The following is a 7,103-nucleotide window of genomic DNA, read 5'->3' as shown; positions in this document are numbered from 1 at the left end:
TCTTGATACTGAATAGATCCTGACCTATCGTCAGGACATGGTTCAGCACAGGTACAAAGAAGCAATCCTTCGACCAGGATAAGGCTGCCCAAAAAATTTACCAAAAATCCTCATTAGTCCTCCTTTAAAAAGGAGGAAATTAAACGAAGTCCCTCTTTTTTAAAGAGGGATTTAGGGAGATTTTTACGTCTTCGTTTCTGATTTTCTTAATACTGAAACAAGTTCAGCACAGGCCGCAATTTTTGGAATGCCGTTCAAGTCCTTTTCATTCTGAAAAGGACTAATCAAAATGAATGTATTCATCAAATTGTAAAAATTTTGTCCATGAAACATATAACATCTGAAATTGGCAGTGAAATGAAGCAGTTTTCTATCCTTTCTGTGTTATGGCAACCAATTGGATTGTAGATAAATAATCTCGCGATGAGCGTTAAAGTCTTTTCCTTTCCCTTTGAATAAATTAAAATTTTATTGCAACTTTTGACCATGAAGAGTTTTTGTTGAAATGTCATATTTCCCCAATCAAAGGCAACTCGACATATTTACCTCATTCTTCAAGGCAAGAACAGATGTTTTCGCACAGCGTTGGGAGAAGTGGGATGGTAGTGTAAGTGGATATTCCCCTGTCTACAAAGACAGATTAAAAAAGGAATATATGCCACTCGCTAATTTATATATAGAGCGACACCTTTTAGGCAGAATCGTGGTCGGTATCTATCCACTTTTGGCGGACAATACCTCCTACCTTATTGCTGCTGATTTTGATGGTGTTGATTGGTTAAATTCTGCGAAACGACTCTTTATTACCTTTAAGAGATATGACCTTCCTGTATATGTAGAAAGATCACGCTCTGGGCGTGGAGGACATGCATGGTGTTTTTTTGAAGAGCCATACCCTGCGCATAAAAGTCGTCGTATCTTTTTCTATTTACTCAGGGAGTCAGAAAATATTGATGAGTTAGATAAAGATGATAGTTTCGATCGTTTAATTCCGAATCAAGACTATCATTCAGGCAAAGGGCTTGGTAACTTGATCGCTTTACCTCTTCAAGGAAGATCAATGAAGACTGGTAATAGTGTTTTTCTTGACCCGAATTGTAATTTCGAGCCGGCAAGAGATCAATGGGATTTTCTCAATAAGGTAGAAAAAGTATCGAAGAGAAAGCTCAACGAACTTTTTGCCATCATTGTAGATCGCAAGAATCGGAAAGATGAAAACGCAAGTAAAGGTCTATTGCCTATTACGATTGCCGAATATATTTCCATTCCTAAGTCCTATATTACGAGATCACTCGCCTCTTTTCTTAGGGAAGAGCTGAATTTTTTCAATGCAGAGTATTTTATCAAACAAAATATTGGTTTATCGACATATAATATCCAAAAGTACTTCAAGACAATTGTCGAAGATCAAAATGATATTTTAATTCCCAGAGGATTCCTTTATCCGTTATTAAGGCACCTTAAGGAAAACGGTATTGATCATGTGATTAAAGACAAAAGAAATAAATTGGCAGAAATACAACTTAAGCCAAGTTTTGAATTGTTTGATTTTCAGAAAGAAGCTATTGATCGTTTTGACAATACGGATTCGGGTGTTCTTGTTGCTCCGCCAGGATCCGGCAAAACAATTATGGGACTCGAGCTCATCTCAAGGAAGAAACAGCCAGCCCTTATTGTTACCCATAGAAAGCAGATATGCAATCAGTGGATTGAAAGTATTGAGAGCTTTCTAAGTATTCCCAGAAAAGAAATAGGACAGTTTGTATCTAACAAAAAGGCAGTCAAGTCACCGATAACCGTAGCAATGGTACAGAGTCTTTCACGGTTAACGGAATGGAAAGGACTAAATAAATCTTTTGGATTGCTTCTAATTGATGAATGTCATCATATGCCGGCGAAAATGTTCCGGGATGTGGTAACCAAATTCAATGTAAAGTATCTCCATGGCTTAACCGCAACACCCAAACGAAAATACAATGACGAAAAACTCATTTATGCATATCTGGGAGAAGTCATCCATGAAATTCCGAAGGACTATCAAAAAGAATCTGACAAGGATCAACGAGGACAATTAGAAGTTGTAATAAGAAACACTAATTTCCTCCTTCCCTTTCCAGCCAAAATTAGTGATTTTCATACGATCACAAAGATTCTGACATTCGATTCTAATAGAAATGCAATAATTGTTAATGACATAGTTCAAGAAGTGAAAAAAGGTAATAGATGTCTCGTCTTAACCGAGAGGAAGGAACACGTTGACATCTTAAACTTTTACCTAAAAAGGGATTTCGAAATAGTCAGTTTTACTGGAGGCATGACTCCAAAGAAAAGAAACGAATATGAAAAACGTATTCATGAAGGACACTTTCAAGTGCTTATTGCAACTGGTCAACTTCTAGGTGAGGGGAGTGATATAAATAATCTAGATTGTCTTTTTCTTGTATTTCCTTTTTCATTCGAGGGAAAGCTTATTCAGTATATTGGCAGAATTCAACGGGGAGAAGGTAAGATCAAGAAGGTTTATGACTATAGAGACAGCAATATCGAGGTTTTGGAAAAATTATTTAAGAAGAGAAATAGATACTACAAAAGAATCAGAAGAAATCCTATTTTGTTATAAGTAAAAACATATTGTCTGTCGCTAAATTTCTCGGGATTCAGGATTAACTTGACTGGACAACGTAGATGATCGTTCGGTTTGGCCTGTATAAAAGCTGCTCACACCGATTACCTTTCCGCGTCGAAGGGCCTAGTCGAAGTGTGGATAAGGAATAGCTAAGTATCTGTTCCTAATTTTATTAGCGGAGGATAAAGCCATTACGTCCACTAATTACTTATAATTATGTTTCCTTCTGAATAGTGCATATTATATGCAATAGTTCACGGAACTAGCGAAATATTAAGCTTTAAATATACTTTTTAACATCAATTATTCTAGTCTGGCACCGTGTATCACCTTGCTTATATAGCAAAATAAAAATTATATTGACAAATCTTAACAAGAAGCTTATTGTATAAGTTAATGGATGATTACTTATCTAATTTTCTCAAAGGAGATGGCTTATGGTTACTTCCTGGCTAGAGAAAAGATATGAAGCCTTATGGAGAACATATAAAGATTCTACCTTCCGTTTCGATCAAGCTGCAAATATCTTAAATAAAAATTTTGAGGATAGTGAAGACCAAATAAATGTAATTCTTTCTGAACTACGAAAGAGCGGCTTGATAAAGGTAGATTTTGATCCTACCGATGCCAGGAAACGAATTTACACCCTCATAGATAAACAAAACGAGTTATTTAAGGAATTAAAAGCTAAAAGGCAATTAACAAGGGCCGACCTCGAAACCCTCCTAAAGGGCGCAGCAGACCTTATTCGAACGAGAGTGGATTACAGTTTTATCCTTCTCCTTCTCTTCTATAAAAGGATAAGCGACAAGTGGGAGATGGAATTTGAACACGCTTACAAAGAAGCGCTTGAAGATGGGCTGAGTGAAGAGGAAGCTACAGAAGAAGCGCAAAATTCTATCTATCACGACTTTGATATTTCAAAAGAACTGCTTTGGGATGAAATCAGGAAAGACCCTGCAAGACTTCCCGAAAACTTTTCCAAGGCTATGAAGAATCTTGCTGAGAGAAATCCCGAGCTAAAAGACGTATTCGAAAACGTTGATTTCGTTCAATTTACATCTTCTAGCGAAAATGCAGAAATATTAAGACAACTGGTTGAATTGTTTAGTGCTAAACCCCTTCAGCATGTATCACCTGATATCCTCGGTGATGCATACGAGTGGCTTTTAAGATACTTTGCGCCACAAAAGGCAAAAGAAGGGGAGGTCTATACACCGAGAGAAGTAATAAAACTTATTGTTGAAATTCTTAGTCCAAAACCCGGAGAAAGTGTTTGTGATCCTGCCTGTGGTTCAGGTGGGATGATAATAACTTCCTACGATCACATTAAAAATAAAAACGGCAAAAGTGAAGCCGAGAAACTTTTTCTCTATGGACAGGAAGCTAATCACAGAACTCTTGCCCTGGCAAAAATGAACTTATATATCCACGATATAAGAAATGCTCAGCTTTTGCTTGGAGACACGCTACTTTATCCCAAATTCAAGGCTAGTGGTGAGCTCAGTCGAACTGAAGGGGAAAATATTAAGAAATTTGATGTCGTAATAGCTAATCCCCCCTGGAACCAGGATGGTTATGAAGAGAACATTCTTAAAAAAGGAGAGTTCTGGAAACAAAGGTTTAAGAGTGGATTTACACCGAAGCAATCTGCAGATTGGGCCTGGATTCAGCACATGTTAGCGTCAGCAGATGAAAAAAATGGAAGGGTCGGTGTTGTAATAGACAATGGCTGTCTATTCAGGGGCGGTAAAGAAAAGGTAATAAGAACGAGTATTGTAAATTCAGATTTAATTGAGGCTATCATCTTACTTCCCGAAAAGCTCTTCTATAACACGGGCGCGCCAGGAGCAATAATAATTCTCAACAAGAACAAAACAGATGAGAGAAAAGAAAAAATTCTATTCATAAACGCAAGCAAAGATTTCCAGCAGCACCCCGAAGTCAGAAAACTTAATCAACTAGGAAATAATCATATAGATAAAATTGTAAAAGCATATGAAGAATTCGAAGAAAAAGATGGTTTTTCCAAAATCATTGACAAAGAAAAGATTAAAGAAAACGACTACAACCTGAATGTGACCCTTTATGTCTTTCCAGAAGAAGAAACTGAGGAAATAGATGTAGAGCAAGAGTGGAAGGAAATCCGCAGAATAGAAGATGAACTCGCAGATGTTGGAAGAAGTATCGAGGGGTATCTCGAGGAACTGAAGTGAAAAAAGGTTTGCTAAGTGTCATCCCGAGCGCCCTTTCTGTCATCCTGAGCGTAAGCGAAGGATCTATTGTTTCAAAATCCTTCGTTGTGGCGTTTACCCCGAGCATAGCCGAAGGGCTCCTCAGAATGACGATTCCTGCTGTCACTCTGAGCCGAGCGAAGAGTCTAATAGATGATTCTTTGCTAGAGCGTGTGCTCTATACCGTGAAAGGGGTCAGAATGACATAGCCCTAATTGACGGTGTATTAGAAATGAGACAATACTATGTTTACATAATGACTAACCGCTCGAAGACCCTTTACGCTGGCGTGACCAATGATCTTTTACGCCGCATTTATGAGCATAAAAATAAGATGGTTGAGGGTTTTACAAAGAAATACAACATCACTAAGTTAGTTTATTATGAAGACACAAATGACGTCGAGGAAGCGATTGCAAGGGAGAAACAGATAAAGGGATGGTTGCGAAAGAAAAAGATAGCTTTAATTGAATCTATAAATCCAGAATGGAAGGATTTGAGTGAAGAGTGGTTTGAATAAACACTATTTTGTCACCCTTGCATTTTTGTCACTCTGAACGAAGTGAAGAGTCTATGCTTTTTATCTGTCATCCTGAGCCGAAGCCCTGAACATAGTGAAGGGGCAGCGAAGGATCTATTGTTTCTAGATTCTTCGTCGCGGAGTTCATCCCGAGCATGTTGAAGGGTGCATCTATTGAGCTTAAATTAACAGTATACTATCAATGTTTAAACCAAATTTTAGATATACAGATAAGATCGTTAGAAATCTTACCCATATCGCTGAAGCAAGAGCAATAATTTTGAATTCACCTCTCATACCCAAATGGGAGGTCTCTCTTCGCCGTGAAGCAATTATCCGAAGCGCCCATTCATCTACGGCCATTGAAGGAAACAGGTTATCTCTGGAACAGGTCAGCAATTTAGCTCAAGGACGCGAAGTAATGGCGACCCGCAAGGATAAACAAGAGGTCTTAAACTATTTGTGGGTACTCGAAAATATCGAGAGGGTAACGGTTGGCAAGAAGATTGCCGATGAAGACATTCTAAACATCCACAAATTGGTAACGAAAGAAACATTAAAGAACCCATCAGATTGTGGCTCTTATCGTAATCGCTATGTAATAGTTGGAAATAGATCGACGGGAGAGGTTATTTTTAGACCGCCTAAGAATGAAGATGTTCCGGACTTGGTAAGGGATTTAATTGCGTGGTTAAACTCGCCTGAGATTGATGCCCTTGACCCCTTGATTGAGGCAGGAGTAGCCCATTACGAATTTGTTAGAATCCATCCCTATGTAGACGGCAATGGCAGAACAGCACGGGTACTTGCGACTCTAATACTTTATCAGAAAGGATTTGATGCCAAACAATTCTTTTCTCTCGACGACTACTATGATTCGGACAGACCGTCTTATTACAAGGCGCTACAGAGTGTAGATCAGAAGACACTCGATATAACCAATTGGCTTGAATATTTTGTTGAAGGGGTAAACGTCAGCATAGCGGCTGTAAAGGAAAGAGTTATAAGACTTAGCAGTGAAAGATTGAGAAGAGCAAAGCAAGGACAGATCGCATTAACGGGAAAGCAGATGAGGATTGTGGAATTCATAAATCAAAATGGGAGCATAACGAATCGTAATGTAAGGGAGATGTTTAGGATCTCTTCTCAAGCCGCTCACAAAGAGCTTTCTAAACTGGTTCAATTGGATGTGATTAGACCGGTCGGAAAAGGAAGGAGCCTTGTTTTTGAGCTTAAAGTGAGTTGATGATTAGGTTGATGATTAAGTTGATGATTATGAGAAAGCTAAAGCATGGAAATAACAGAAAATGATGGAGATAACAATGAGCATAAAAAACCAAATTATTGAAGCAATCAAATCAGGGTATAAAGTTGAACTTAATTATAAAGGTGAAGGAAATAGATTAGTACATCCTCATGCGCTATATAGAGATAAAACAAGTGGAACATTAAAAGTAGATTGTTACCAAGAAGCCGGATTCTCTACTAAACCTCATGAGATTCCAAACTGGAGACAATTTGATATTAATCTAATAACATCACTGAGATTACTTAACGAAAGTTTTACAGTAGCTTCAGTTTACAATCCTTCATCTGAAAGATATTCAAATGCAATAGCAATGATCAAATAAAATAAAAAAAGAATATATGCAAAATATAAAAATCTTCTTCGATAACCATCTTAATTTTGAATTAATTAATATTAACCCTCTCATGGGAATAC

5 protein-coding genes are annotated in these 7,103 nt (G+C 37.7%); all 5 read left to right on the top strand.

Translation table 11 applies throughout. From position 1 onward, the window contains the following. The first annotated feature begins 505 nt into the window (after positions 1-505). The 5 genes from VGA95_14825 to VGA95_14805 all read left to right on the top strand — a co-directional run bounded on the left by VGA95_14825 (position 506) and on the right by VGA95_14805 (position 7,011). Positions 506-2,620, top strand: coding sequence for a DEAD/DEAH box helicase family protein (locus VGA95_14825; GenBank protein HEX9667819.1), 2,115 nt, complete (start codon positions 506-508; stop codon positions 2,618-2,620). 443 nt (positions 2,621-3,063) lie between these two features. Continuing rightward, a complete protein-coding gene (locus tag VGA95_14820) occupies positions 3,064-4,842 on the top strand; it encodes a class I SAM-dependent DNA methyltransferase (GenBank protein HEX9667818.1) in 1,779 nt (592 codons plus the stop codon). Between the two features lie 250 nt (positions 4,843-5,092). Next, a complete protein-coding gene (locus VGA95_14815; protein HEX9667817.1) occupies positions 5,093-5,380 on the top strand; it encodes a GIY-YIG nuclease family protein in 288 nt (95 codons plus the stop codon). A gap of 202 nt (positions 5,381-5,582) precedes the next feature. Continuing rightward, positions 5,583-6,626, top strand: coding sequence for a Fic family protein (locus VGA95_14810; GenBank protein HEX9667816.1), 1,044 nt, complete (start codon positions 5,583-5,585; stop codon positions 6,624-6,626). Positions 6,627-6,702: 76 nt separating this feature from the next. Next, complete coding sequence (locus VGA95_14805; GenBank protein HEX9667815.1) at positions 6,703-7,011, top strand: hypothetical protein; 309 nt, start codon at positions 6,703-6,705, stop codon at positions 7,009-7,011. The last annotated feature ends 92 nt before the right edge of the window (positions 7,012-7,103 follow it).

The sequence above is a fragment of the Thermodesulfobacteriota bacterium genome (assembly GCA_036397855.1).
In the GTDB taxonomy this organism is placed as follows: Bacteria; Desulfobacterota_D; UBA1144; order Nemesobacterales; family CSP1-2; genus DASWID01.
This window is presented reverse-complemented; position numbering and strand designations above follow the sequence as displayed.